A 21971-nucleotide genomic window follows, 5' to 3' on the forward strand; every position below is an offset into this window, starting at 1 on the left:
TAATCATTCCCCGCCAAGGTCGCGGGTGATGCCGAGGTTGCGGGCCACCGCCCCGTTGACCCGGAGGGTGATCCGGGCCGGCGCTTCATCGGGCACTTCCCCCGGCGGGGTGCCGTTCATGATCCGGCGGGCCATGCGCCCCGCCTGGCGTCCCATGTCGGCCGGGTCCACCTCGAAGGCGGCCAGGGCGCCGTGCTGCAGGTACTTGGCGGCGAAGGCCAGCACCGGCACCCGGTTCTCCTGGGAGAAGAGGGCGATCGCCTCCAGGGTCTCGGCGGTCACCACTGTCGGGTCGGGGAGGAGCCAGAGGACGTCCACCTTCCCCCTGAGGGCGGCGAGCTGCTGCAGCGCCTGGCGGGGGGCGTGGACTTCGCGGGTCACGAGGGTGATCCCCAGGCGCTGCGCCGCCTGCCGTGCTTCCCTGGCCATGGCGCCGGTGCGCCCCGGGTCGAAGAGGAGCCCGACGCGGTGGGAGGCCAGGTCGGTGTGGGCGAAGGCGAGGTAGCGCTCCGCCGGGACCCCCATGGTGACGCCGGTCACGTTGCCGTGGGCGGCGGCCGACGGCGGGGCGGCCACCATGACGTAGACGATGGGGATCTCGCGGATATCCTTCACCCGGGCCAGGGCCTCGCGGCCGATGGCGAGCACCATCCGCGGCCGCGCCTCCCGCACGGAGCGGACCACGTCGGCCCCCCGCAGCTCGGAGAGGACAAGCCGCTCCACGGAACGGACCCCGGCCGTCGCCTCGAAGCCGTGCAGCGCGGCCTCGAAGGGTGCCATCCGCTCGCCCTGCACCACCACGACCTCCGCGGCAAGTGCCGGGAAGCCCCAGAGGAGCAGGAAGGCGAGTATGTGGAGGATGCGAGTCGTCATGCGTTCCTAGATCGTTTCCGTTACCACTTGATGCGGAGGCCGCCTTCCAGCCAGCGGCGCGGGTTGGTGAACGTTTCGTCCGGATATTGCCGGCCGTTGAACAGGTTATGGCCGGTGAAGAACAGTTCAGCGTCGATTTTCTGGCCGCGGTAAAAGCGCCAGCCCAGGTTGAGATCCCAGATGAAGTTCCTGTATTTGCCACCCCAGTCTTCAGGGGAGTTCCAAAATATTTTGTGGCCGGTGAGAGCACCACGGATGGTCTTGTCATCGTAATGGAGCCCCAGGTCCCACGTGTGGCGGGCGACATCCGGAAGGTCGGTATTGGTGCTGCGGCTTTTTGCATCGTCGAAGACATAACCGGCTGTGAGCCAGGTGTTGTAAAGGGAGGCCGTCTTGACTTCAACCTCCACACCTTCTCGCACCGTCCGGTCGAAGGGGTCTTCGGCTGTGGAGCGGAACCAGGTGCCCCGTAGCCAGAGGTAGGGGATTTCCGAAGTCTCCAGGCCGCCTTGGATGTTCCATCCTGTTTCCGGCGTCCGAAGCTCGGGTCTGAGCCTTGGGAGGCTGTATCCCTTGGCGGCAAAGGCGCGGAGAATGGTCTTGTCGGTGAGGTTGTAGGTTGCGCCGATGCTGGGGCTGAAATGGTCGCCGGTGGCGCTGGTGAGGTCATACCGAACGGCCGGGGTAAGGGTGAACGGCCCCCAGGCGATGGTGTCGTTCAGGAAGACGCCCCACTTGTCGTTTCTGACCGAGAATGCGCTGTTGAAGTCGGGCCAGAGTGGATAGGTAGTTGTTGTGTCGCTCGTGCCGTGGTCGAACTCAACTCCGCCGGTCAGGGTGTGGAGCCCCCCGCGCCAAGTGAGTAGGGTGGCGCCGCCGACGGTGGTCTCTTCATTTGCGATGAAGGCGCTCGCTTCACCGGTGCTGATGGTGCTTTCGTTCCTGTTGTAGTCCAGATGGCTGCCCTTGAGGATGCTGCTGAGGGTGAGCCGGTCGGTGAGGGCATAATCAAGAGAGAGGGTGGAGAAAAACTGACGGTTAATGAGTCGCGAAGTCGCGTCTCTCCAAGTAATGAGCCCCTCTTCGACGCCAATCTTCTGATAGTTGAGGGTCAGGCGAACGGTTCCACGGTTATCCGGGATGTCCCAGCGGAGCTTGGCGTAAAGATCGTTGCGTTCGGTGGCGTTATAGGCGCGGAACCCGTCTCCCCGAAGGTTCCCGCCGGACAGGTAGTACCCGAAAGGCCCTTTCGTGCCGGACATTTCCCCCCGGCTGTCTCTCGTGCCGTTTTCGCCCCCGGCGAACGATGCTGCCCCGCCGAAGGGGGAGTTCTTCTGCGGTTCCTTGGTGACGACATTGATCACGCCCCCCAGGGCGGAGCCCCACGCCGACGAGGCAGGTCCTTTGACGATCTCCACCCGCTCGATGTTCTGTACGGGGATTTGGCCGATAAGTGCGATGTTGTCCAGTTGGTCGTTGATCGTTACCCCGTCGATCAGCACCAGAACGTGGCTGGTTGTTGCACCAGCAAGCTCGAAAGTTGCCCCGATGCTTGGTGCCCCCCGCAGATCGACCTGGATGCCGGGGACCGTGCTGAGAACGTCCGCCAGGGTGTGGGCGTTCAGCTCCTCGATCTGGTCGGCGGTGATGATGGTGGTATTTTCGGCTCTCCGGGAAAGGGGCTGAGCCGAGCGGGTGGCACTGGAGACGAGGAGGTCCTGGGGTTCGTAGTAAAGGTCGAGCAACTCTTGGTCGCTCGTGGACTCGGCGCAGGCCGGGAGGGGGAGTCCCAGTATGAACTGGGCGATAATGAAGAAGAAAACGAGCCGCATCCCCAGCGCCAAAAGCCGCCGGAAATGCGTTCCGGCGGGTGCTGTCGCTATGGGAAGGCTCGGTGCTGGCATGGGGTTTGCTGTTTAATGAGAAAGTCTGGTTTGGGCAGGCGCCCCTGCTTATAACAAAAAAGATGCGGTTTTGTCCATTTCATTCTGTGCCTTCGGTGTTTATTCCGCCAAAAGGAGGTGAGAACTATGAGTGAGATCAAAGACGAAGTGGTGGTGTTGGATGCCGGGGCACCCAACGCTCCCGAGGGGCCGACGGCCTGCTGCACAACGGGACCCGTTACGTCAAGGGTGCAGCCTGCAGCGTAGCACAGGAGGAGAGGGCAAGGGGACCGTGTCCCCTTCTCTTCGCCCTCCCGTCATTTCGCGGGTCCCCTGCCGGAAAGTGGCCATGTCCGATTGCATCACCGGGGCGTTGCCCCGCCCCCCACGTACTTTCTTTGGCCGCCCAAAGTGGCGTATAACTCCCCCTGGCCCCCTCTTAAGCTAAGAGGGGGAATAACAGCATGATTTTTCCCCTCCCCTTAAGTTAAGGGGAGGTCGGGAGGGGTTATATCTTCGGCATTTCTCCTGATAGGAGCCTCCCCAATGATCCTCTCCCGTTACGTCAAGGAATTTCCCTCCCCCGAGGCGCCGGACCAGATCCTCCTCTTCTCCTGTCGCACCGGAGCGGTGGTGCGGGTCTCCCGGGCCACCCTCGCCGCGGCCCGGGCCGGCACCCTTTCTCCCACGGCAGCCGCTACCCTGGAGCGGCACCGGTTCCTCACCCCCGACCGCGCCACCGAGCGGGAGGAGATGCTCGCCTGGTTCCACCGGATCAACGCCGACAGGCGCCGGGCCGGCATGGTGGCGGTGCTCACCCGCCGCTGCAACCTGGCCTGCCCTTACTGTTTCGAAGGAGGGCAGGCACCGGAGGGGGACATGTCGGAGGAGACCGCTGATCTTCTGGTGGCGATGATCGGGCGGGAGTATCTCACCAAGGGGTGGCGGGTGGACCTCGATTTCTACGGCGGCGAGCCGCTGCTCCGCCCGGACCTGATCCGGCGGATTGCCACGCCGCTGCGGGCCGCGGGGGGCGAGCTCTTCCACGGCCACCTGGTGAGTAACGGCACGCTCCTGGAGCGGACGGTGATGGCGGAACTGGTCCCCCTGGGGATCGAATCGGTCAAGGTGACCCTCGACGGCCCGCCCCACGTCCACGACCGCCACCGCCCCTACGGCGGCGGCGCCGGGAGCTTCCGCGACATCCTGCGGGGGATGGGGGAGGTGGCGGATCTGGTGACGATCCACGTGGGGGGGAACTTCACGCGGGAGAGCTGGCGGGAGTACCCCGCGCTCCTGGACCTGCTGCTGGCGGAAGGGTTCACCCCGGCGCGGCTCGGCACGGTGCGCTTCACCCCCGCCGTCGGGGGGAAGGGGAGGGGGTGCGTGACCTGCGAGGAGCCGTGGCTGGCGGAGGCGGAGCTGACGCTGCGGGAGGAACTGGTGAAGCGGGGCTTCAGCGTGGCGAAGCCCGGCCCCTTCTCCTGCATGATCGATCTGGCGAGCGACCTGGCCGTGGATGCTGACGGCTCCTGTTACAAGTGCCCCGCCTTCATGGGCCACGCGGGGTACGCCGTGGGGACCCTGCGCGACGGTCTGCACGGCATTGCCCCGGCCTACGGGCATGATATCTGGCAGAAGGATGAGTGCTTCGACTGCGCCTGGCTCCCCATGTGCTTCGGCGGCTGCCGCTTCATGAAGCTGGCGGAGGCGGGGGCGGTGGACGGCGTGTCGTGCCTGCGGGAGTACCTGGACGCCACCCTGGAGACGACGGTGCGGCAGGCGGCTTGAACAAAAGGTCCCCTGCCCCCCTCCCGTCAAGGGAGGAGGAAAACTTTTTGCGAGGGCATCATATTTATTCGGCGGGTGACGGGTGGCGGGAGGCAAGATAGGCAACTACCGTTTCACGCAAATCCCTGGCGTTCTGGACCAGTTCACGGGCTTTGTGCTCCGGCACGGAATGCATGGTGCCATAATCGCCGATGTTGCGCAGGTCGAATGCATCCAGGAGATAACGGTGGAACCTCGGCTCCAGGATTCCGGTTTTGATAAAGTGCTTGCCGAACGCGGAAATGACGGCGCTATGCTTCGAAAACGCAAGTCCCTCTGCGAGAAGCAGGGCTTCGGCGGCGTAAAACATGGCGTAATAGGAACGGCTCGCGGAAAAGTCGATATATCCGTCCCTGAGCAGAAGTTCTGCTGCGTTGCTGCTCTGTTCGGACTTTTCCAGTAGATCCTGCACGTCCTTGTCCATCAGAGAGCCATCCCTTCATGGCGGATGTTGAGCAGCAGGGGGGAGCGGCGGGTGTGGAACGCGGTTGCTTCGTAGGGAATTACGGAGACGACGGTATCGTATTTGAGCGAGATGTCACTGATGGCCGTCAGGTACCGCTCGCGCTCGGTGACGATGTCCTGGAGAGTGTCCAGCACGATGATGATGTCGACATCCGAATCGTCCGTGAAGTCGCCCCGCGCGTAGGAGCCGAAGAGGATGATCTCCTTGAGCCGGGGGCCGTAAATTCTCTGGAGTTCGGAGCGAGTTTCCGCAAGCAGTTGGTCAATCTTGTCTGGAAATCGTTGTGCCATGGAAGCCGGGTGCCTCCCGTCAGATGCGTTCTCTCTATGTTTACCAGAAAAAACGCACTCTTTCCACCGTTATGCTTTGACAACGACCCTACCCCAGCAGCCTGTCCAACTGGTCGAAGTCCAGCACCTCTTCGGCCTGGGCCTTGATCAGGTCGATCTTTTCCGTGTCCTCGGCGCTGATCTTGGAGACGTGGTAGGTGAGGGTGGTGAAGACCTCGGCGGTGGTCTCGTGGATCCGGATGTAGGGGATGTTGCTGTCGTCGAGGATCTTCTGGGTGATGGCGGAGATCGGCGCGTGGCCGGGGATGATGAGGCCGGCGATCTTCTCGTAGTAGGACGGGATGTGGTAGAGGGACGAGAGGGTGACGAGGAGCTCGTCCCGGGAGCTGGTGCTGACGAGGAGCGTGGAGTCGAGGAGGTTGTCGATCACCTTCTGGGACGAGGCGGCGCCGAGCTGGATGTGGTGGATGATCCGCGTCCCCTGGCTCCGGTCCCCCCTGAGGGGATGGCCGAGGAGCCGGGAGAGGCTGTTGAGGGTCGGGTCGGCGAGGACGGGGGAGTAGTCGAAGGCGCCGACGACACTGATCCGGTCCGGCGCGAAGGCGCGGGAGAGGTACGAGAGGGAGGTCTCGCGCTTCTCGGGGACGAGCTTGTTGACGAGGAGCGCCCGGACGTCGGCCCCTTCCAGCCGGTAGAGGGGGAGGTTGAGCTGGACCGAGTCGATGACGTTGCCGATCCCGCCGCCGGAGACCATGATGACCGGCGCATCCACGAGCTTCGCCACCCGGGCGTTGTTGAGGCCGATGACCGAGCCGACGCCGCCGTGGCCGGCCCCTTCGATGATGAGGAAGTCGTTCTTCGCCTCCAGCGCCCGCACCGCCTCGGTGATTCGCTCCACCGGGTGGTGGACCGGGATCTCGCCGTCGATGAACTGTTTGGTGGCGCCCCGCCCCAGGACCACCGGCGACATCCGGGCGATGTCCGCTTCCAGTCCGTAGATGCGGGCCATGAGGGCGGCGTCCTTGTCGACGGTCACGCCGTTGAAATCCTGGCATTTGGGGCCGATGGCCTTGATGAACCCTACCCTGCCGTACTTCTTCCGCGCCAGGTGCATGAGCGAGACGCTGACGGTGGTCTTGCCCGAGTGCTGCCCCGTGGCGGCGATGAAAACCTTCCTGCACATATTTTGTAAGCGCTTTCCTTTCCGCTTCCGATAGAGACTCTTGCAAAACTACTGCGGGGCCGGTCTGCTTTGCTGACTCGGCCTTACGGCCTCGCCCTTCGGGCAGCCTGCGCTGTCCAATTTGCTTCGCAAATTGTGTCCGCTCGCTCGAAAGCTCAACGTACCGACGGGTACGCCTCGCTTCCTCGCTCACTTGCGCCGTGCATCCCGGCCTCCTCATGACGTTTTGCAAGAGTCTCAAAAATTCCCCGTTTATTCAGTATAATTTCAGTAACAGTCCCTCCGCAAGCGCGTATACGCATCGGGGGCGGGAACCGGGAGAACGGGGATGGGGAAGGGGATCCTGGCGGACATCGTCCGGGTGGAGGAGGAGATTCGCATCCGGCTGGAAGGGGAGCGGCAGCGGGCCGCTGCGCTCGTGGCGGAGGCCCGCCGGGAGCGGGACGCGGTGATCGCCGGGGAGGAGGAGCGGCTGCGGGAGGAGCTCGACCGGGCGGTGGCGGCGGCGCGGGAGGAGACGACCCGGGAGGCGCAGGCCCGGATGCGTGACGCCGCGGCGCGGGCGGCGCGGCTGGCCGCCCTGGACGACGGTTTCTTGCGGGAGAGGGTCCGAGCCCGTCTGGCCGCGCTTCTGCCGGGAGGGGGGCCATGATCGTCCGGATGGCGAAGATAGAGATTGCCGGCCCGAAGGAGCTCCTCCTCGATGTTCTGGCCCTGGTGCAAGAGCTGGGGCTTTTCCAGGTGGAGCCGGAGCCCGGCGGCTTCGTCGAGGCGGGGGTCGAGGCGAAGGTGCGGCCCCTGGTCCCCGACGAGCAGGTGGTGGCGGAGCGGCTCTTCCTCGAAAACCTCGGAAGCGGGATCGCGGGGGTCCTTGCGGCCCTCCCCCGGCCGGCGGTCGGTACGAGCCCCCTCGACCCCCGGGCCGCACTGGAGGTGGTTGCCGCCGCCGTCGGGGGGCATGGCGCCTGGTGCCGGGAGCAGGAGGAGCGACTCGCCGCCCTGCGCCGGGAACGGGACGAACTGCAGCGTCACGCCGTGATCGTCGAGGCGCTGGATCGGCTCCTGGCCGGGGTCTCCCTGGGGGAGGGGGTCGACTGCATCGGCCTGGTGCTGCGGGAGCCGGCGGCGGTGGAGCGTCTCCGGTGGCTGGTGGCCAATGGTACCGGAGGTGCCTCGGAGCTGCTGACGGCGGTGGCGGCCGACGGGACCACGGTCTGCCTGATCGTGACGGTGCGGGAGCGGGGGGCGCGGCTGCGGGAGCTCCTGGGGGCCGAGCATCTGCCGGAGCTGGAGCTGCCGGCGGCGTTCGCCGATCTCCCGTTTCCCGAGCGGATCCGCCGCCTGCGGGGGAGGCTGGCCGAGGCCGCGGCGGAGATGGCGGCCATCGAAGGGACGCTGGCGGATTTCGCCCGGACCTGGGGGGGCGCCTACCTCAGGGCCCGGGAGTGGGTGGAGAACCGTCTCTCCCTCCTTCGGCTCACCGCCCGGGTGCACGAGACGCTCATGTGCTTCGTTATCCACGGCTGGATGCCGGCCGCCGGCGTGCCGGGGCTGGAGGGGGAGCTGGCGGCGCGCTTCGGCGGCAGGGTGGTAGTGGAGGAGAAGGCGCTGCGGGAGCAGGACCTGCAGCGGATCCCGGTGGCCCTCAAGAACCCCCCCTACTTCCAGCCCTTCGAGCTCTTCTCGCGCATGCTGCCGCTGCCGCGCTATACCTCCTACGACCCGACGCCGTTCATCGGGGTCTTCTTTCCCCTCTTCTTCGGGATGATCCTCGGCGACGCCGGCCACGGGACGGTGCTGCTGCTGGCGTCCCTGGCGGCGCTGAGAATCTGGCCGGGGCGCCCCGCCGTCCGTGACGCGGCGCGGATACTGCTGGTCTCATCCCTTTCCGCCATCGTCTTCGGCTTTGCCTACGGCGAGTTCTTCGGCGAGCTGGGGGGGACCCTCTTCGGCCTGCGCCCGCTCATCGTGGAGCGGCGCACGGCCATCGTCTCGATGCTCTGGTTTTCCCTGGCGGTGGGAACGGTCCACGTCACTCTCGGGCTCTTTCTCGGCTTCCTCTCGGCCGTGCGCCGGCACACCGGCAAGGAGGCGCTCTTCCGGCTGACGACCATCGCCGCCATCCTCTGCCTTGCGCTGCTGGTCGTCTCGCTCTTCCAGCTCTTCCCCCGCAACCTGGCCCGGCCGGCCATCATCGCCCTCGTGGCGCTCGTCCCGCTGCTGCTGGCGACGGGGGGCTTCATCGCCCCCCTGGAGTTTCTGCGGACCGTCGGCAACATCCTCTCCTACGCCCGGATCATGGCCATCGGCCTCGCCTCGGTCCTCCTCGCCAGCATGGCCAATACCCTTGCCGGGATGACCGGCGACATCGTCACCGGCATCATTGTGGCGGGGCTGCTCCATACCGTCAATCTCGTCCTGGGGGTCTTCTCCCCCACCATCCAGTCCCTCCGTCTCCACTACGTCGAGTTTTTCAGCAAGTTTCTCGAACATGGCGGCAGGGCGTTCGATCCCTTCAGGAAATCGCGCACGGACAAGGAGGAAGAGTCATGGAAAAGGCACTGATAGCGCTGGCGGCGGCACTCGCCATCGGATTGAGCGCCCTGGCGACGGCGTGGGCCCAGTCCCGCATCGGCTCGGCCGGGGCGGGAACCATCGCCGAAAAGCCGGAGCTGACCGCTACGGTGATCATCATGGTGGCGATCCCGGAAACCATGGTTATCCTCGGTTTCGTGGTGGCCACCATGATCCTCTACCGGTGACCGGCGCCTTCCATGGGGAGCCGGGAACTGGCAGAGGCGCTTCGCGCCGCGGCTGAGGAGCGGGCGGCGGCGATCCGCCGCGGGGCCGAGGCCGATTGCGGGCGGATCCGGAGCGAGGCCGCGGACGCCGTCGCGGCGCTCAGGGAGGAGTATGGGCGCCGGGAGGCGGCGGCGGTTGAAGCGGCAAAAGGGGAGATCCGGGCCGCGGCGGAGCAGACGGTGCGGCTGGCGGGACTCCGCGCGGAACATCTCCTGGCCGAGCGCCTCCACCGGCTGGCGCGGGAGCTTCTCCCCGGTGTCGGGGCCGAGGGGGGAGAAGCGCTCTTCGCCTCCCTCGGCCGGGAGCTTCCCCCCGGCGACTGGGAGCGGGTGACGGTGAACCCGGCGGACGAAGCGCCGGCGCGCCGCCTCTTTCCCGGCGCCGCCATCGCGGCCGACCCGGCCGTTTTCGGCGGCTTGGAGGCGGAGCGGGGTGGCGGGAGGTTCCGGGTCGTGAACACCCTGGAGAAGCGTCTGGAGCGGGGGTGGGCGGAACTCCTCCCCGCGCTTCTGGCGGAGATCCGCGGCGGGGGGTGAGCGATGGAGCTGTTGCAGCCCATGGAAGGGAGGGGATATCCCGCCGACTATCTCCTGGCACGCCTTAAGGGGCGCCGGGGGTATCTCGTGGCCGACTGGGAGGGGGTTCTGGCCGCGGCCGAGCCGCTGGCGGCGATCCCCCCTTCCCCCTACCGTCCGCCGCTGGTGGACGCCACGGACGAGGGGGTATGGGCGGGGCTCCTGCGGGAGTACGGCTGGGTCCGGCGGCAGATGGACGAGGGGTTGCGCCGGCTCTTCGCCCCGGTCTTCGGCTGCGCCGAGCTGCGGACCCTGGTCCTCGCCCTCCGCGCCGTGGAGGGAGGGGAGAAGGAGCGGGCGGAGCGCCTCCTGGCCCATTCGCTCCTCCCTCGGCGGCTCCTTCACCGGTTGCGGGGGAGTGCCGACCTCGCCGCGGCCGTGGCGGCCGTGGCGGAGGAGACGCCCGGCGCCGCGGCGTGGCGCCGGCGGCTCGGCGAGGCGTTCCGGCGGCGGGGGGTGGCCGGGGTCGAGGAGACGCTGACGGACCGCCACCTGGCGGAAGGGGCCACCGCCCGCCACCCGGAGATCGGGGTGTTTTTCGCCTACCTCGTGGACGGGCGCAACATCGTCGCCCTCCATAAGCATCTCCGGTGGCGGATCGCCTTCCCCCTGCCGCTGGTGGCGGGGGGGAGGCTGCGGCCCGACCTTTTCCGGAATGCGGCGGCAGCGGGGGACCCGGCGGCGGTCTTCCCGCTGGTGGCGCGCCTCACCGGCCGGGAAGCGGGGCCGGAGGCGGGGTCCGTGGAGCACCTCCTCCTGACGGGGCTCACGCGGAAGCTGCGGCGGCGGGGGCGGGAGTCGGAGGTCGCCCAGGTCCTCGACTATCTCTGGCGCTGCGCCGTGGAGGCCCGCAACCTGAGCCTTCTCATCCACGGCGGGGCGCAGGAGCGGGCCGCGCTTCGGACGGAGGTGGTGCGGTGAAACGGATCGTCTTCATAACCCCCCCCGACGCCCGCTACGGCTTCAGCGTGAGCGGGTTCGCCCAGCACGTCATCGCCCCGGAAGAGGCGGAGGCGACCCTGCGGCGGGTCATGGCCGACCCGGAGAGCGGGGTGGTGGTGATCGACGAGCGGCTCATCGCCGGGATCGACGACCGGCTCTTCCGGGAGATGGAGCGGCGCTGGTACGGCATCCTCCTGGTTCTCCCCGCCCCGGCGGCGGGGGAGGCGGAGGGTGACTACGCCGACCGTCTCATGCGGCGGGCGGTCGGCTACCAGGTGAGGATCCGGCCGTGACCGGCCGCATCATCGGGATAGCCGGCCAGACGGTGACCGTCGACCTCCGGGGACTGAAGCTCTACGAGATGGTCTCCGTGGGGGATGCGGGGCTCACCGGCGAGGTGGTGCGGCTGGAGCGGGACCGGGCCGTGGTCCAGGTCTACGAAAGCACCGCGGGGCTTGCCGTCGGCGAGCCGGCGCGGGGGACCGCCCTGCCGCTCACGGTGCAGCTGGGGCCGGGGATTCTCTCCTCCATGTTCGACGGCCTGCAGCGCCCCCTGAACCGGCTGCGGGAGGCCACCGGCCCCTTCATGACCGGCGGCGGCGAGATCCCCCACCTGGATCCGGACCGCCGCTGGCGTTTCTCCCCCGCCGTGGGGGAGGGGGAAGAGGTCGTTCCCGGCGCCATCCTCGGCCGGGTGGCGGAGGGTCCCTTCAGTCACCCGATCACCGCCACCGCCTCCGGCCGGATCGCCCGCCTTGCCGGGGGGGAATTCTCCTTCGGCGAGCCCCTCGGGGCCTTCGCCGACGGCCGGGAGATCACAGCCACCAACTTTTGGCCGGTGCGCAAGCCCCGCCCCTGCCGGCGGAAGCTCCCGCCGGGGGAGCCCCTGGTGACCGGGCAGCGGGTCATCGATTTCCTCTTCCCCCTGGCGCGGGGGGGAACCGCCATCTTCCCCGGCGGCTTCGGCACGGGGAAGACGGTCCTGGAGCAGGGGATCGCCAAGTTCGCCGAGGTGGACATCGTGGTCTACGTCGGGTGCGGCGAGCGGGGAAACGAGATGGCGGAGCTTTTGGAGGATTTCGTCTCCCTCCCTGATGTGCGGACCGGCGCCTCGCTGATGGAGCGGACCATCGTCGTGGTCAACACCTCCAACATGCCGGTGGCGGCGCGGGAGGCCTCCATCTACACCGCGGTCACCATGGCCGAATACTACCGGGACATGGGGTACCACGTGCTGCTGCTGGCCGACAGCATCTCCCGCTGGGCCGAGGCGCTAAGGGAGATCTCCTCGTCGCTGGAGGAGATGCCGGGGGAGGAGGGGTACCCGACCTATCTCGCCTCGCGGCTGGCCGGCTTTTTCGAGCGGGCCGGGGTGGTGGAGACCCTGGGGGGCACTATCGGCTCCCTCAGCATGGTCGTTTCCGTCTCCCCCCCCGGCGGGGACTTCACCGAGCCGGTCACCCAGGCGTGCCTCCGGGCTGCGGGGGCGTTCTTCATGCTCGACACCTCCCTTGCCCACCGCCGGCATTTCCCCGCCGTCAACTGGTTCCAGAGCTACTCCCTCTACGGGCGGGGGGCCACGGAACATTTCGACCGTCTCGTCTCGCCCCGCTGGGGTGAGATGCAGCGGCGCTGCCGGGAGCTTCTGAAACGGGAGGAGACGCTGAGGGAGGTGGCGGAGATCGTCGGCGTGGAGGGGCTGCAGGACGCCGACCGCCTCCTGATGAAAACGGCGGAGCGGATCAGGCTCCAGTTCCTCAGCCAGAACGCCTACACCGGCGACGCCTTCTCCCCCCCCGAGGCGACCCTGGCGAGGATCGAGGCAATCGTATCGTTCCACGACCGGGCCGCCGCGCGGCTGGCGGCGGGGGAGTTCCTCGATGAAGTATTGAAGGAGTCAACCGGGGGGATGACGCCATGAGGCTTGCCGAACATCTCTACCGCACCATTTCCTCCATAAGGGGGCCGCTGCTGTTCGTGGAGGAGGTGGTCAGCGTCCGGAGCGGCGAGGTGGTGGAGATCGTCTTTCCCGACGGCGCCGTCATGGAGGGGGAGGTGCTGAAGATCGACGGCGCGACGGTGCTGATCCAGGTCTACGGCGAGACCCGGGGGCTCGATACCGGCTCGGCGGTGGTCTTCACCGATTCGGTGAAAAAGGCCCCCCTCTCCCGGGAGATCGTCGGCCGGGTCTTCAACGGCTCCTTCGAGCCGATCGACGGCCACCCCCTCTTCGTCCCCGAGCGGTGGGTGCCGGTCACCGGCTTTCCCCTCAACCCGGTGGCGCGGGCCCGCCCCGAGGAGTTCATCGAGACCGGCTGCACCGCCATAGACCTCCTCAATACCCTGGTCAAGGGACAGAAGCTCCCGATCTTCTCCTGTTCCGGGCTCCCGGCCCGGGAGATGGCCGCCGGCATCCTGCAGAACGCCCGCCTGGCGGGGGGCGGGGCGTTCGTGACGGTCTTCGTGGCCCTGGGGCTCACCCACCACGAGTATTCGTTCTACATGGAGGCGATCGAGGCGATGCGGAGCGGTTTCGTCGCCTTCGTCAACCGGGCCGACGAGCCGGTGATGGAGCGGCTCCTGGCCCCCCGCTTCGGCCTGGCGTGCGCCGAGTACCTCGCCTTCGAGGGGGGGATGGACGTGCTGGTGGTCATCACCGACATGACCAACTACTGCGACGCCCTGCGGGAGGTCTCCACGGCCCGGGAGGAGCTCCCCGGCCGGCGGGGGTACCCGGGGTACCTCTATTCGGACCTGGCATCCCTCTACGAGCGGGCCGGGCGGATCAGGGGGATGGCGGGGTCGGTGACCCTGCTGCCGGTGGTGACCATGCCCGAGGACGACATCACCCACCCGATCCCCGATCTGACCGGCTACATCACCGAGGGGCAGATCGTCCTCTCCCGCGACCTGCACCAGAGGGGGATCTACCCGCCGGTGGACATCCTGCCGAGCCTCTCGCGCCTCATGCAGCGGGGGATCGGCGCCGGGCGCACCCGAGAGGACCACCGCGACATCGCCAACCTCCTCTACCGTCACTACGCCACCGGCCGCGACCTGCGCCGGCTGGAGGCGATCGTGGGGCGGGACGGGCTGCTGGAGGGGGACCGGCTGCTGCTCGACTTTGCCGATGCCTTCGAGCGGGAGCTGGTGGGGCAGGAGGGGCGGCGGGGGATCGAAGAGAGCCTCGACGCCGGCCGGGCGCTGCTGCGGCGCTTCGGGCTGGCCGAGCCGCAGGAAGGGGGGCGGGGATGATCCATCCGACCCGGACGAACCTCCTGGGGCTGAAGGAGAAGGAACGCTCCGTGGCCGGCAGCGTCGCGATCCTCAAGGCCCGGCGCCAGGCGATGATCAGGGAATTCCTCGCCACCGTCGTGCCGTTCGCCCGTTCGCGGGAGGAGGTGAAGAAGCGCTACGCCGCGGCCATGGCGGAGATGCGTCTCGCCCTCGGCCACGAGGGTCGAAGCGTGGTGGAATCGCTGGAGGGAGGAGGGAGGGACCTGGGGGTGGAGATTACCGAGCGCAGCGTCATGGGGCTGCGCTACCGCGACGTGACGGTGCGGGAGTCTCCCGTGCGCGGGGCGGCGGAACGGGGGTACGACTACCGCTCCACCTCCCCCCATCTGGAGGAGGCGCTCTACCGCTTCGAGACCATCGTGGAGGAGATGCTCGTTGTCGCCGCCATCGAGAGCAGGCTCAAGCGGCTCGGCGACGAGATCCGGCGGGTGACGCGCCGGATCCGGGTCCTGGAGGAGCGGATCCAGCCGCAGCTGCGGGGGGAGGTGAAGGCTATCGCCCAGTATCTCGCCGAGCGGGAGAGCGAGGAGCACTACCGTCTCAAGAGGTTCAAGGAGATGGTTGTCCCGAATCCGTGAGGCCAGGAAACCTGCCTCCGCTCAGAGCGCCCTCTTTCTGCCGCTCTAAGGCTCATTGCGCTACAGCCGATCAAACTCACCCTTACGGGTTCGGACAAGATCGGCTGCGGTCGCTCCATGTCGCCAAGAGCGGCGACGAAAGAGGGCACATTCGCTCCGTCAGGCTCCCTGGCCTCACGGATTCGGGAGTATGGTTTTTTGCTTGTCCCTGCCGATTGTTGCCTGCTATAACCGCGGACATGGAAACGCGCGCGACACGGGTATCGCTCTGGGAAATCTTCAGGACCTTCCTCTACGTGGGAACCACCGGTTTCGGCGGGGGGATGGCGGTGGTGGCCCTGGTGGAACGGGTCTGCGTCCACGACAAGGAATGGGTGAGCCACGAGGAATTCATGCACGGCCTTGCCTTCGGCCAGTTCCTCGGCCCCTTTTCCCTGAACTCGTGCACCTTCGTCGGCAGCACGCTCCGGGGGAGGGTCGGCGGGGCCGTGGCGGCGGTTGGCTTCATCCTCCCGTCGTTCCTGATCGTCTCCTTCCTCTCCATGCTCTACTTCCGCTACCACGAGCTTCCCCAGCTCCAGGCCGCCCTGCGGGGGACGAACCCGGTCATCATCAGCCTCATCGCCGTGGCGGCCATCGGCATGGCGCGCAAGATCAGGGGTGTCGAGCGTTGGACCATCGCCATCCTCGCCTTCGCCCTCGCGGCGTTTCTGAAGATTAACGGCCTGGCGCTCCTCGTCGCCGCCGCCCTCTGGTCGCTGGCACGGGCCTATCTCCATCGGGAGCATCGCTGATGGCGGCCCTGGTCAAGATCGCCTGGACCTTCTTCAAGGTCGGCCTCGTCTTCGTGGGGGGGGGGTACGTCCTCATCCCGCTGCTGCACCGGACCATGGTCGACCAGTACCGCTGGCTCACCCTCAAGGAGTTTCTCGACGGGGTGGCACTCTCCCAGCTCACCCCCGGTCCCCTGGCCATCCTCGCCACCTTCACCGGCTACCGGGTGGGGGCCTTCACCGGCGCCCTGCTGGGGACGTTCTTCATCTTCCTCCCGTGCACCGCCCTCATGATCTTCCTCACCCGCCGCTACGAGAGGCTCCGCAACATCAGGCTGATCCGGGAGGTCCTGGACGGCGTCGTACCCGCCGTGGTAGGGCTCGTGACGGCCGCCGCCTGGGGGCTGGGGAGCACCTCCCTCGTCTCTCTCCGCGACTTCATCCTCCTCGCCGCCAGTTTCCTCCTCCTGCAGTTCACGAGGATCAGCCCGATGTTCGTCATCCTCGGAGCGGGGGCGCTGGGGTTCTTCTTCAACTTTTCATAGACATGGATCCGTGAGGCCGGGGAGCCCCCCTCCGCTCAGAGTACCCTGTTTCTGCTGATCCATGGCTCATTTCGCTGCGGCCGATCAACTCACCCTGGCGGGTTCGAACACGATCGGCCACTGACGCTCCATTCGCCGGGATCGGCGACGAAACAGGGCACATTCGCTCCGTCGGGCTCCCCGGCCTCACGTATATGGGATATCCAACGGTTTACTTTTTGCCGTGTTCCCTGTATTCTTACTTTGTGAATCAGGTAAGAAATTGAGCGGAGGTAAGAATTATGCTCTCTACGGTTACTTCGAAGGGACAGATCACCATTCCGAAGGAGATCCGCCGGCTTCTGAACATCAACCCGAACGATAAGGTGGATTTCGTGGTTGTGGAAGGGAGGGCCGTCCTGGTGCCTGTGAAAAGCCTGAAAAACCTGCGGGGCGCGGTGAAGGCCCGCGAGGGGAGCACCTTCGCCGAGGAGCGCGAGGCGGCCAAGCGTGCCGTGGCCGTGCGGGTCCGCGAGGAGATGTCATGAAACGGTGCTTCGTCGATACCAATCTGTTTATCCGGTATCTGACCAACGACGATACGGCCAAGGCCGACCGGGTGGAGAAGCTTCTGGACGACGCGGCAAAGGGAGCTGTCGCCCTGGTGACCACCGAGCTGGTCATGGCCGAGGTGGTGTGGGTGCTGGAATCTGCCTACGGGCTGAAAGGGGGTGAGGTTTCCCCCCTCATCAGGGGGATTCTCGCCACCCCGGGGCTGGAAGTCATTAATGCCCCCCTCGTCTCGCGGGCGCTTGAGTTCTACGAGACCCACCGCATCGATTTCATCGACGGCTACATTGCCGCGGTCATGGAAAAAGAGGGGATCACGGAGCTCTATTCCTTCGACCGCAAGCACATCTCCCGTCTGAAGAGCATCATGCGGAAGGAACCGCAGGATACGAACATATGAAACGGAAAACCCTCCCCAAGCTTCTCTACGCCGACGCGCAAGGGAACATCTTCGACCACCCGTACCTCTCCATGGCCGGCATGAGCGGCCCCGAAACGGTCCTTCCGGAGGGGGTGGAGCTGATCCCCCTCCCCGAGGGGAGCCGGCTCTTCACCATCCCTGATACCCCGCCGGTGGCGTGGGACGGGAAGAAACGGCAGTTTGTCACCGTGGCCACCGTCCGGGAGGGGCGCCGGAGCGTGCCGGTGCAGGCGGTCTCCGCCTTCATGGCGCCGGGGTACGTGCGGCTGCTGCTGCCGGCCTGCGACTATTCGAGGAAGAAAGTCCACCTCCCCCTCTGGTCCTACACCGCCGTGGGATGGGACGAGGAGACGGAGCGGTTCGTGGTGGCCGCCTCCCGGGTCGACACCAACGACAACTGGAACCCGCGGAACTACGACGACCGCCGGCTCGATCCCCTGGTGCGGAAGCTGCTGGCGGAGATGCCGGAGAACCGGCTCCTGGAGCAGCTGGCCCGCTGCGCCGTGGACTACCACTGCTTCGCCGCCAAGAACCTCTTCTTCCGCCGCTGGGAGGCGCCGCTCCCCACCTCGCCGGCGTGCAACTCGCGGTGTCTCGGGTGCATCAGCCTCCAGCCCTCGGACTGCTGTCCCTCCAACCACGAGCGGATCGGCTTCGTCCCGACGCCTGAGGAGATCGTGGCGCTGGCCCTGCCGCACCTGGAGCAGGCGCCGGAGCCGATCGTCTCCTACGGCCAAGGGTGCGAGGGGGACCCGATCATGCAGGCCGACACCGTGGCGGAGGCGACCCGACGGCTCAAGGGCGCCACGAGCCGGGGAACCGTGAACTTCAACTCCAACGGCTCCTTCCCCGACCGGGTGCGGATGCTTTGCGACGCCGGGATGGACTCCATGCGCTTTTCGATGAATTCGGTGCGGGAGGAGTTCTACGACAAGTACTACCGGCCGGTGGGGTACCGCTTCGCCGACGTGAAGGAGTCGGTGCGGCTGGCCAAGGAGCGGGGGCTCTTCGTGATGATCAACTACCTGGTGTCGCCGGGGCTCTCCGACAGCGCGGAGGAGGTGGAGGCGCTGCTTCGCTTCATCGGCGAGACCGGGGTCGACATGATCCAGATGCGCAATCTCTCCATCGACCCCGACTTCTACAACCGGCGGATGGGGGCCACGGGACGGGGGATCGGGATGTACCGGATGCTGGAGCGGGTGAAGCGGGAGTTTCCCCGGATCCAGTACGGCTACTACAACCGGACGCGGGAGAACTTCTTCCCGGAAGGGTTCGAGAAGGGGTGGCCCGTCCCTTGACCGTCACCGGCTGACGACTCGGTTGCGCCCCTCCTGCTTGGCCTGGTAGAGGGCGGCGTCGGCCCGCCGCAGGATGGAGCCGATCGTCTCGTCGTCGTCGGCCACGGCGGTGACCCCGGCGCTGACGGTGAGGCGCACCTCCCGCGTCCCGTCGTTGATGGCCTGTTCGCTTACCCGCCTCCTCACCCGGTCCGCCTGGCGGGCCGCCTCGTCGATTCCCGTTTCCGGCGAGACGAGGATGAATTCCTCCCCCCCGATTCTCCCCAGGATATCGTAACTCCGCAGCGCCTCCTTCATGGTCTCGGCGATCCGTTTCAGCACGAAGTCGCCGAAGGGATGGCCGTGGGTGTCGTTGATCTGCTTGAAGTGGTCGAGGTCGAAGATCGTGATGCAGAGCGGCTCGCCGAGGCGCTGCGACCGCTGGCTCTCCTCCTCTAGCCGCTGCATGACGGTGCGGCGGTTGGCGAGTCCGGTCAACTCGTCGGTGGAGGCCTGCTTCTTGAGCCGACGCTGGACCTTGTCGAGGCCGACGACCAAGCGCCAGGTGAGGAGGTAGGTGATGCCGATCAGGAGGCCGACAATGGCGATGGCCGAAACCATGATGAAGGTGTTGTTCTTGTCCGTCTCCCTGACGGCCGTCACAGCGGGGATGGTGACGCTGATGGCGCCGATCAGTCCGCCGACGTTGGTGGGGTGGCAGTCGAGGCAGCTTGCGTCGGCACGCAGCGGGTGGATGTAGCGGAAGCGGGGGGGAGCGCCGGCGTTCCGTTCGAGGCGGTAGACTTCGGGCGCACCCCCGTTGATTTGCAGCAGCGCCTCCCGTTCGAAGGGGTCGGGGGCGTTGTCCGGGTCGATGGGATTGAGGCTTACGGGGCGAAACCGGCTCCCCTTGCTGGCGGCGAAGCGCTGGGAGAGCTCCTTGACCATGACGGCGTGGTTGCGCAGCACAAAGACCCGCCCCCGGATGTCGCGGATTTCCGGCTCTTTCCCCAGTTCCTTCAGGAAGGGATTCACGTCCGCCTCGCTCCGCTTCCTGACGTAGACCCCGCCGTAGGAGGCGTTCCACGCCTTCATCTGGAGGATCAGCTCGGCGTAGTTGTGTGCCTGGTCCCGGAGGCGGCGGGTCAGCAGTTCGTTGTTGCGGAAGGAGAGGAAGGAGGCGATGGTGACGACGACGAGGGAGATGACGGCGCAGACGGTGACCAGGAAGACGCGGACCTGGTCGAAATACTTGAAAGGCTTGGGCCAGAGTCCGGTTCGCATGGGTCAGTACCGGATGTCGAAGCCGTCGAATTCGCCCCGGTACGGCTCCTCTTCGACGGTGACGCGGTCGACCCGGGCGCTTGGGGGGCCGTGGTGGCACCACGCCACGAGCTCCCGGACGTCCGGCTCGTACCCCTCGAAGCACCCCTGAACGTCGCCGTTGGGGAGGTTTCTCACCCAGCCGGCGACCTTTAGCTGCTGCGCCCTGCGGACCGTGTGGTGGCGGAAGGCGACCCCCTGCACGAGCCCGGAGACCGTCACGATGGCGCGGATCTTCATGGCGCCTCCTCCATCATCTTCAGGAATTCGTCCTCGCCGAGAACCGTCACCCCCAGCTCTCGCGCCTTATCCAGCTTGCTCCCCGCCTCGGCGCCGGCCACCACGAAGTCGGTCTTCTTCGACACCGATCCGGCTGCGTGTCCCCCTTCGCTCTCCACCATCCGTTGGGCCTCGCTGCGGGTGAAGCGGGTCAGTGCCCCGGTGAAGACGAAGGTCTTGCCGGTGAACCGACCGCCGACCCTCTTCTCCTCCGCGGTGGGGGTGACCCCGGCCTCCAGCATCCGCCGGATCGTCTCCCGGTTCCCTTCGTTGTGGAAGAAGGTGACGATGCTCCGGGCCACCTGGGGGCCCACCTCGCGGATGGAGAGAAGCTCCTCCTCGGTGGCCCGCTCCAGGTTGCCGATGCTCCCGAAGGCGGTGGCCAGGAGCTTTGCCGTGTGTTCCCCCACGTGGCGGATCCCCAGCGCGAAGATGAAGCGGGAGAGCTCCCGCCGCTTGCTCGCCTCGATGGCGTTCAGGAGGTTTTCCGCCAGCTTGTCCCCCATCCGGTCGAACCTCATGAAGTCGTCCCGCGTGAGGTCGTAGAGGTCGGCCACGTTCTTCACGAGCCCCAGGCGCAGGAGCTGCTCGATGTACTTCTCGCCGAGCCCCTCCATGTCCATGGCGTCACGGGAGGCGAAGTGGATGATCGCCTCCCGGATCTGGGCGGGGCAGGAGAGCCCCATGCAGCGGACCGCCACCGCGTCCGGGATCTTCACCACCTCGGAGCCGCACTCGGGGCAGCTCGGGGGGATCGGGAGGAACCGCTCGCTCCCCGACCTCTTCTCGGTCAGGACCCGCACCACCGCAGGGATCACGTCGCCGGCCCGCTCGATCACCACAGTGTCGCCGATCCGGATGTCCTTGCGCTCCATCTCCTCCCAGTTGTGGAGGGTGGCCCGCGACACCGTGACCCCCGAGACCTCCACCGGCCGGAGGTTGGCCGTGGGAGTGATGACGCCGGTGCGCCCCACCGACGGGACGATGTCCTCCACCACCGTCACCGCCTGGCGGGGGGGAAACTTGATCGCCACGGCCCAGCGGGGGGAGCGGCTCTTCTCTCCCAGCTCCCGCTGGAGGGGGAAGGAGTCGACCTTGGCCACCACGCCGTCGATCTCGTAGGGGAGGGTGTCACGCCGCCCGGTCATCTCGCGGTAGAAGGCGAGGATGCCGGCCACCCCCGCCACCCGCCGGGCCAGGGGATTCACCGGCAGCCCCCAGGCGGCGGCGGTGGCGAGAAACTCCTCCTGGGAGGGGAACGCCCTCCCCCGGACCTCCCCCGGCGCATAGCAGAAAATGGAGAGGGGACGCCGGGCGGTGATGCGGGGGTCGAGCTGGCGGATGGAGCCGGCGGCGGCGTTGCGCGGATTGGCGAAGGGGGGCTCCCCCTCTTCCTCCCGCTGGACGTTCAGCTTCTGGAACGCGGCAAGGGGGAGATAGACCTCGCCCCGCACCTCCAGGAGCTCCGGCGGCGCGTCGCAGCGCAGCCGCAGCGGGATGCTCCGCACCGTCTTCAGGTTGTGGGTGACGTTTTCCCCCACGAAGCCGTCTCCCCGGGTGGAGCCCACGGTCAGCTCCCCCCGTTCGTAGACCAGCTCCACGGCGAGGCCGTCCATCTTCGGCTCGCAGACGTAGGCGATCTCCTCACCGGGGGGAAGGCCCAGGAAGCGCTTCACCCGGTCGTCGAAATCGGCGATCTCTTCTTCGGTGAAGGCGTTCTCAAGGGAGAGCATCGGGATCCGGTGGGTCACCTGCTCGAACTTCTCCAGGGGGGCCCCACCCACCCGCCGGGTGGGGGAATCGGGGGTGACGAGGTCGGGAAACGCGTTTTCGAGTTCCACCAGCTCGCGGAAGAGGGCGTCGTACTCCGCGTCGGTGATCTCGGGGCGGTCCTCCACGTAGTAGAGGCGGTTGTGGCGTTCTATCTCGACGCGGAGCCCGCGGATGCGGTCTTCGGCGGCGGCTCTTTTCTCTGGATTCTCATTATGGGCCATAGGGAGCTTATAACACACGAAAGTGCCCATTACAACGCAGGTTGGCACGGATATCGCCGTCTTGATTCCTTTCCCCCTCTTCTGGTAT

At 67.0% G+C, this 21971-nt stretch carries 23 protein-coding genes; 15 read left to right on the top strand and 8 right to left on the bottom strand.

The window, feature by feature from the left end; all coding sequences use genetic code 11:
- Positions 1-3 precede the first annotated feature (3 nt).
- Positions 4-873 (bottom strand): ABC transporter substrate binding protein, encoded by an 870-nt coding sequence (locus M6689_RS06025; RefSeq protein ID WP_298269064.1) that lies wholly within the window; start codon positions 871-873, stop codon positions 4-6.
- A gap of 20 nt (positions 874-893) precedes the next feature.
- Positions 894-2777: a TonB-dependent siderophore receptor gene (locus M6689_RS06030; RefSeq protein WP_298269066.1), complete on the bottom strand. Its 1884-nt coding sequence runs from the start codon at positions 2775-2777 to the stop codon at positions 894-896.
- Positions 2778-3302: 525 nt separating this feature from the next.
- On the opposite strand from M6689_RS06030, the gene gptM reads away from it, so the two are divergent.
- Positions 3303-4547, top strand: coding sequence for a geopeptide radical SAM maturase (gene gptM / locus M6689_RS06035; protein ID WP_298269067.1), 1245 nt, complete (start codon positions 3303-3305; stop codon positions 4545-4547).
- A 64-nt stretch (positions 4548-4611) separates the two neighbouring features.
- On the opposite strand, the gene M6689_RS06040 is transcribed toward gptM, so the two are convergent.
- The 3 genes from M6689_RS06040 to M6689_RS06050 all read right to left on the bottom strand — a co-directional run bounded on the left by M6689_RS06040 (position 4612) and on the right by M6689_RS06050 (position 6525).
- On the bottom strand, positions 4612-5010 hold the full coding sequence (locus M6689_RS06040) for a HEPN domain-containing protein (RefSeq protein ID WP_298269069.1): 399 nt from the start codon (positions 5008-5010) through the stop codon (positions 4612-4614).
- Positions 5010-5342: a nucleotidyltransferase domain-containing protein gene (locus M6689_RS06045; protein ID WP_298269071.1), complete on the bottom strand. Its 333-nt coding sequence runs from the start codon at positions 5340-5342 to the stop codon at positions 5010-5012. The genes M6689_RS06040 and M6689_RS06045 overlap by 1 nt, the downstream gene beginning before the upstream one ends.
- A gap of 88 nt (positions 5343-5430) precedes the next feature.
- Positions 5431-6525 carry an AAA family ATPase gene (locus M6689_RS06050; RefSeq protein WP_298269073.1) on the bottom strand — a complete coding sequence of 365 codons (1095 nt, stop codon included), beginning with the start codon at positions 6523-6525 and terminating at the stop codon, positions 5431-5433.
- A 328-nt stretch (positions 6526-6853) separates the two neighbouring features.
- On the opposite strand from M6689_RS06050, the gene M6689_RS06055 reads away from it, so the two are divergent.
- The 14 genes from M6689_RS06055 to M6689_RS06120 all read left to right on the top strand — a co-directional run bounded on the left by M6689_RS06055 (position 6854) and on the right by M6689_RS06120 (position 18308).
- Positions 6854-7177 carry a hypothetical protein gene (locus M6689_RS06055; RefSeq protein ID WP_298269075.1) on the top strand — a complete coding sequence of 108 codons (324 nt, stop codon included), beginning with the start codon at positions 6854-6856 and terminating at the stop codon, positions 7175-7177.
- The gene (locus tag M6689_RS06060; RefSeq protein ID WP_298269077.1) at positions 7174-9090 is read left to right on the top strand and encodes a V-type ATP synthase subunit I; all 1917 of its coding nucleotides are present in this window, start codon (positions 7174-7176) and stop codon (positions 9088-9090) included. Before M6689_RS06055 ends, M6689_RS06060 begins: the two co-directional genes overlap by 4 nt.
- Entirely contained in the window at positions 9075-9287 is a 213-nt protein-coding gene (locus M6689_RS06065) for an ATPase (protein WP_298269079.1), read from the top strand. Before M6689_RS06060 ends, M6689_RS06065 begins: the two co-directional genes overlap by 16 nt.
- A gap of 12 nt (positions 9288-9299) precedes the next feature.
- Complete coding sequence (locus tag M6689_RS06070; RefSeq protein ID WP_298269081.1) at positions 9300-9863, top strand: hypothetical protein; 564 nt, start codon at positions 9300-9302, stop codon at positions 9861-9863.
- 3 nt (positions 9864-9866) lie between these two features.
- On the top strand, positions 9867-10823 hold the full coding sequence (locus tag M6689_RS06075) for a hypothetical protein (RefSeq protein WP_298269084.1): 957 nt from the start codon (positions 9867-9869) through the stop codon (positions 10821-10823).
- Positions 10820-11137 (top strand): V-type ATP synthase subunit F, encoded by a 318-nt coding sequence (locus tag M6689_RS06080; RefSeq protein ID WP_298269087.1) that lies wholly within the window; start codon positions 10820-10822, stop codon positions 11135-11137. Before M6689_RS06075 ends, M6689_RS06080 begins: the two co-directional genes overlap by 4 nt.
- The gene (locus tag M6689_RS06085) at positions 11134-12765 is read left to right on the top strand and encodes a V-type ATP synthase subunit A (protein ID WP_298269089.1); all 1632 of its coding nucleotides are present in this window, start codon (positions 11134-11136) and stop codon (positions 12763-12765) included. The genes M6689_RS06080 and M6689_RS06085 overlap by 4 nt, the downstream gene beginning before the upstream one ends.
- Positions 12762-14099, top strand: a complete 1338-nt coding sequence (locus tag M6689_RS06090; protein WP_298269092.1) for a V-type ATP synthase subunit B — start codon at positions 12762-12764, stop codon at positions 14097-14099. The genes M6689_RS06085 and M6689_RS06090 overlap by 4 nt, the downstream gene beginning before the upstream one ends.
- Entirely contained in the window at positions 14096-14719 is a 624-nt protein-coding gene (locus M6689_RS06095) for a V-type ATP synthase subunit D (RefSeq protein ID WP_298269094.1), read from the top strand. The genes M6689_RS06090 and M6689_RS06095 overlap by 4 nt, the downstream gene beginning before the upstream one ends.
- A gap of 239 nt (positions 14720-14958) precedes the next feature.
- A complete protein-coding gene (locus tag M6689_RS06100; RefSeq protein ID WP_298269097.1) occupies positions 14959-15513 on the top strand; it encodes a chromate transporter in 555 nt (184 codons plus the stop codon).
- On the top strand, positions 15513-16037 hold the full coding sequence (locus tag M6689_RS06105) for a chromate transporter (protein WP_298269099.1): 525 nt from the start codon (positions 15513-15515) through the stop codon (positions 16035-16037). Before M6689_RS06100 ends, M6689_RS06105 begins: the two co-directional genes overlap by 1 nt.
- A gap of 281 nt (positions 16038-16318) precedes the next feature.
- Positions 16319-16564 carry an AbrB/MazE/SpoVT family DNA-binding domain-containing protein gene (locus M6689_RS06110; RefSeq protein ID WP_298269102.1) on the top strand — a complete coding sequence of 82 codons (246 nt, stop codon included), beginning with the start codon at positions 16319-16321 and terminating at the stop codon, positions 16562-16564.
- The gene (locus M6689_RS06115; RefSeq protein WP_298269104.1) at positions 16561-16986 is read left to right on the top strand and encodes a PIN domain-containing protein; all 426 of its coding nucleotides are present in this window, start codon (positions 16561-16563) and stop codon (positions 16984-16986) included. Before M6689_RS06110 ends, M6689_RS06115 begins: the two co-directional genes overlap by 4 nt.
- A complete protein-coding gene (locus M6689_RS06120; RefSeq protein ID WP_298269106.1) occupies positions 16983-18308 on the top strand; it encodes a radical SAM protein in 1326 nt (441 codons plus the stop codon). The genes M6689_RS06115 and M6689_RS06120 overlap by 4 nt, the downstream gene beginning before the upstream one ends.
- Positions 18309-18311: 3 nt before the next feature.
- On the opposite strand, the gene M6689_RS06125 is transcribed toward M6689_RS06120, so the two are convergent.
- From M6689_RS06125 to ligA, 3 genes are read right to left on the bottom strand one after another with little or no spacing between them, the layout of a single operon-like run.
- A complete protein-coding gene (locus tag M6689_RS06125; RefSeq protein ID WP_298269109.1) occupies positions 18312-19571 on the bottom strand; it encodes a diguanylate cyclase in 1260 nt (419 codons plus the stop codon).
- A gap of 3 nt (positions 19572-19574) precedes the next feature.
- Positions 19575-19850 carry an acylphosphatase gene (locus M6689_RS06130; RefSeq protein ID WP_298269111.1) on the bottom strand — a complete coding sequence of 92 codons (276 nt, stop codon included), beginning with the start codon at positions 19848-19850 and terminating at the stop codon, positions 19575-19577.
- Entirely contained in the window at positions 19847-21883 is a 2037-nt protein-coding gene (gene ligA, locus M6689_RS06135) for an NAD-dependent DNA ligase LigA (protein ID WP_298269114.1), read from the bottom strand. The genes M6689_RS06130 and ligA overlap by 4 nt, the downstream gene beginning before the upstream one ends.
- Positions 21884-21971: the final 88 nt, after the last annotated feature.

This window comes from Geobacter sp., from assembly GCF_027327745.1.
Taxonomy (GTDB): domain Bacteria; phylum Desulfobacterota; class Desulfuromonadia; order Geobacterales; family Geobacteraceae; genus Geobacter.

Bases quoted from the DNA above. Each gene is read 5' to 3' on its own strand.
- M6689_RS06025 (WP_298269064.1), bottom strand. From the start codon at position 873: ATGACGACTCGCATCCTCCACATACTCGCCTTCCTGCTCCTCTGGGGC.
- M6689_RS06030 (WP_298269066.1), bottom strand. From the start codon at position 2,777: ATGCCAGCACCGAGCCTTCCCATAGCGACAGCACCCGCCGGAACGCAT.
- gptM (WP_298269067.1), top strand. From the start codon at position 3,303: ATGATCCTCTCCCGTTACGTCAAGGAATTTCCCTCCCCCGAGGCGCCG.
- M6689_RS06040 (WP_298269069.1), bottom strand. From the start codon at position 5,010: ATGGACAAGGACGTGCAGGATCTACTGGAAAAGTCCGAACAGAGCAGC.
- M6689_RS06045 (WP_298269071.1), bottom strand. From the start codon at position 5,342: ATGGCACAACGATTTCCAGACAAGATTGACCAACTGCTTGCGGAAACT.
- M6689_RS06050 (WP_298269073.1), bottom strand. From the start codon at position 6,525: ATGTGCAGGAAGGTTTTCATCGCCGCCACGGGGCAGCACTCGGGCAAG.
- M6689_RS06055 (WP_298269075.1), top strand. From the start codon at position 6,854: ATGGGGAAGGGGATCCTGGCGGACATCGTCCGGGTGGAGGAGGAGATT.
- M6689_RS06060 (WP_298269077.1), top strand. From the start codon at position 7,174: ATGATCGTCCGGATGGCGAAGATAGAGATTGCCGGCCCGAAGGAGCTC.
- M6689_RS06065 (WP_298269079.1), top strand. From the start codon at position 9,075: ATGGAAAAGGCACTGATAGCGCTGGCGGCGGCACTCGCCATCGGATTG.
- M6689_RS06070 (WP_298269081.1), top strand. From the start codon at position 9,300: ATGGGGAGCCGGGAACTGGCAGAGGCGCTTCGCGCCGCGGCTGAGGAG.
- M6689_RS06075 (WP_298269084.1), top strand. From the start codon at position 9,867: ATGGAGCTGTTGCAGCCCATGGAAGGGAGGGGATATCCCGCCGACTAT.
- M6689_RS06090 (WP_298269092.1), top strand. From the start codon at position 12,762: ATGAGGCTTGCCGAACATCTCTACCGCACCATTTCCTCCATAAGGGGG.
- M6689_RS06095 (WP_298269094.1), top strand. From the start codon at position 14,096: ATGATCCATCCGACCCGGACGAACCTCCTGGGGCTGAAGGAGAAGGAA.
- M6689_RS06100 (WP_298269097.1), top strand. From the start codon at position 14,959: ATGGAAACGCGCGCGACACGGGTATCGCTCTGGGAAATCTTCAGGACC.
- M6689_RS06105 (WP_298269099.1), top strand. From the start codon at position 15,513: ATGGCGGCCCTGGTCAAGATCGCCTGGACCTTCTTCAAGGTCGGCCTC.
- M6689_RS06110 (WP_298269102.1), top strand. From the start codon at position 16,319: ATGCTCTCTACGGTTACTTCGAAGGGACAGATCACCATTCCGAAGGAG.
- M6689_RS06115 (WP_298269104.1), top strand. From the start codon at position 16,561: ATGAAACGGTGCTTCGTCGATACCAATCTGTTTATCCGGTATCTGACC.
- M6689_RS06120 (WP_298269106.1), top strand. From the start codon at position 16,983: ATGAAACGGAAAACCCTCCCCAAGCTTCTCTACGCCGACGCGCAAGGG.
- M6689_RS06125 (WP_298269109.1), bottom strand. From the start codon at position 19,571: ATGCGAACCGGACTCTGGCCCAAGCCTTTCAAGTATTTCGACCAGGTC.
- M6689_RS06130 (WP_298269111.1), bottom strand. From the start codon at position 19,850: ATGAAGATCCGCGCCATCGTGACGGTCTCCGGGCTCGTGCAGGGGGTC.
- ligA (WP_298269114.1), bottom strand. From the start codon at position 21,883: ATGGCCCATAATGAGAATCCAGAGAAAAGAGCCGCCGCCGAAGACCGC.